Genomic DNA, 2,922 nt, shown 5'->3' on the forward strand with positions numbered 1-2,922 from the left:
TGCCGCGGCATTCAGGAGCTGAATGTCGCGCTAGGCGGTACACTTGCTACCGAGATACAAGAGCTCGACGGGCGCATGGACCACCGCGCGCCGCAATCCGATCAACAAACCGAACGCTTCGCCATTCGTCATCCTGTGCACATCAAACCGGGATCCTGTCTGGCGAATGTCATGCAAAGCGACGCTATCCAGGTAAACTCCGTACACCGGCAAGCCATCGACAAGCCCGCGCCACAGCTTGACATTGAAGCAGTTGCCGATGACGGCACGATTGAGGCCGTTTCAGTCAAAACCGCCCGGGCCTTCGCTGTTGGCGTTCAATGGCACCCGGAATATTGGGTAAAAAGTGATAGTCCCTCACGCAAGATATTTGCAGCATTTGGCGACGCCGCGCGCGCTCACAAGGCAAGCCGTGAGCGAATGCAGGCGGCGGAGTAATTTAGAACGCGTTAACGCCCTCAGTCGACATCGATAGAATTACAGAACGCGGCTCGACACTGATGTAGGCGAGACCGTCGCTCGGGCTGAATTCTACGATCGTACGACCAAGGTTATCGGCAAGGTCAATCGTGCCATCTTCGTTATTGTGCCAGGTCCTGGCGTTTGCCAACGGCTGATAGAGATTTCCGCAGCTGCTGTCGATCGTGAGCGCATTGTGGCCGGGTGTGCCATTTTCCACAGGAAACGCCTTGCAGCTCGCCCCTCCGCCTGGGCTACTGATGACAAATCTTGGCACATCATGGCTACCCGTATCCGCTGGTACAGACGCAGTCGTCTGTATATCGACGTCAGCATCTTCGTCAGAGGTAAAAGTCGCGAAATCGAGGAACATGGCGACCACTGCCGTTGCAGTGATAAAGCCAAGACAAGTCGTTTTACCCAGCAACATACTATACTCCACGGGAAACAAACGCCCTGTGAAGCCTAGTCGCGTAGAATTAATGAAGCGTGAAGCAGCATCCGGATAAGCTATCTGGCGCGCTGCAACTATCTCTCTTTTGGTTTTGAGGTCGACTGCCGGATTCGCAATTCCGGCTTGATCAATTCCTGCCGCGCGTGCGTGTCGGCACCGTTAAGCTGATCGAGCAGAGCCCTCGCTGCTCGCTGTCCTACTTCGCGTTGGCCGTTCCACACAGTTGTCAAAGCCGGCGTAGCGATTGCCGCCTCTTCAAGATCGTCATACCCCGTGACGGAAATATCAACGCCAGCAACCAATCCGGCGCGAGCAATGCCATTCATCATGCCGATCGCCGAAAGATCATTCCAGCAGACCGCAGCAGTCGGATGATCTTTCAAGGCAAGAAACTGAGGTGCGGCATCAAAACCGGCCTGTTTGGTTCGCGGGCCAGGTATGCGCCACTCCGGTTTTGCCTCAAGGCCCGCTTTTTGCATTGCATGAAGATAGCCTTCGTAACGATCGCGGCCTGTGGATGTCTGATCGGTGCCGCCCACCATGGCGATGCGTGTATGTCCCAAGGAAATAAGGTGGTTTGTGGCAAGGCCAATGCCATAAGCATCATCCCCGCGAAAGACCGGTACATTGGCATCCTTGACAGTTCGGGCGATCAGCACAACCGGCAATCCATTTTCCTCCGCCATGCGAATATCTTCCGCCGGGGTACCAATAGCCGGGGACATAATAACCCCGTCTCCCCCGAGTTGCAGCACGGTATCGATGAATGTCCGTTGCTTATCCAACTGATCATAGTGATTGGATAAAATGAATGTCTGACCGGAACGATCCAGTTCGCCCTCGATTGCACGCAATATTTCTGCAAAGAACGGGTTCATGATGTCGTGAACCACGACACCCACAATGCCCGATCGCGAAGTGCGAAGGCTGGCTGCGCGCCGGTTATAGATGTACCCAATGGCGCGCGCGTGTTCTTTTATCTTTTCACGCGTCTGATCGGCCACAAGCGGACTATCTCGCAAAGCCAGCGATACGGTTGCTGTAGACACTTTCAGCGCGTCGGCAATGGTCGATAGCTTAATTTTCTGCGCCAAAAAAACCGCCTCCCCACAGTATCATCAAATAAGCCAATTTATGGTACTCGGCGTTATGCCATTGCAATCAAATAAATCAAAGTCCTTTCAAGCCCGCCGCCCGCGACTGCCGTTCGCGGTGCACGACGAAAAGACCACTGCCAAATGATAATAACCGCACCAAAGAGCGTATATGCATCCGGAAACTGGTTGAAAAACAGATATCCGAAGGCCAGCATCCAGATGATTTGCAGGAACGGATAGGGCGCTAGCGCAGCCGTCGTCGCTCTTCTGTAAGCCAGGATGATCAGATAATGGCCAAGACCGCCAAAAAAACCGAGTATCAGCAGTAGAACAATCTGAAACGGTGTATCCGGAATGACTGCCTGCATCACCGCAGGTGACATCAATATAGCCGGTGCAAGGGCAGAAAAGAAAATCAGACTTTCTGGAGATTCCGTTACCGCCATACGCCGCGTCAAAAGCACGTATAGCGAATAGCTTAGCATCGCAGCGATCGAATAAGGCAATCCGGGATTGAGCGCGCCAAATCCCGGGCGGGCAATGATCAGCACTCCTGTGAATGCGACGATAATGGCTGCCCACCGCCTCCATCCTGCCCATTCGCCGAGCAAGGGACCTGCCAAAGCTGCGATTACCATCGGCGCTGCAAAAGTTATGGTGATCGTCTCGCCGAGTTGCATCGTCTGTAACGCATAAAAGTTGAAATATGTTGAGCCAAACAAACAAAGCCCACGCAGGAATTGAAGGGGGATATTGCGAACCTTGAAGAGCCGCGGATTTGACCATGCGCGAAAGAAGATCAGCGCCAGGATCGCGTGTTCCACAAACCGCATCCAGGAAATGAACGCCGTGGGAATACCAGACAGAACCAGATATTTAGCACTGGAATCGAGACATGAGAACAGAAAGCCG

Annotated in this window: 4 protein-coding genes; 1 reads left to right on the plus strand and 3 read right to left on the minus strand. The window is 53.6% G+C overall.

Features of this window, described 5'->3' with window-relative positions:
* The coding region (locus ACXJ5O_RS23345) for a gamma-glutamyl-gamma-aminobutyrate hydrolase family protein (RefSeq protein ID WP_457301988.1) at positions 1-438 on the plus strand (438 nt) is incomplete at its 5' end.
* Position 439: 1 nt separating this feature from the next.
* Here the strand turns inward: ACXJ5O_RS23345 and ACXJ5O_RS23350 are convergent.
* The 3 genes from ACXJ5O_RS23350 to ACXJ5O_RS23360 all read right to left on the minus strand — a co-directional run.
* Positions 440-889, minus strand: a complete 450-nt coding sequence (locus tag ACXJ5O_RS23350; protein ID WP_457301989.1) for a hypothetical protein — start codon at positions 887-889, stop codon at positions 440-442.
* Between the two features lie 98 nt (positions 890-987).
* Complete coding sequence (locus ACXJ5O_RS23355; RefSeq protein WP_224515717.1) at positions 988-2,007, minus strand: LacI family DNA-binding transcriptional regulator; 1,020 nt, start codon at positions 2,005-2,007, stop codon at positions 988-990.
* 53 nt (positions 2,008-2,060) lie between these two features.
* Positions 2,061-2,922 (minus strand): DMT family transporter (locus ACXJ5O_RS23360; protein ID WP_457301990.1); only part of this gene is annotated, 862 nt, incomplete at its 5' end.

The organism is Phyllobacterium sp. P5_D12 (assembly GCF_054049495.1).

Coding starts and splice junctions, on each gene's coding strand:
- ACXJ5O_RS23350 (WP_457301989.1), bottom strand. CDS start 889: ATGTTGCTGGGTAAAACGACTTGTCTTGGCTTTATCACTGCAACGGCA.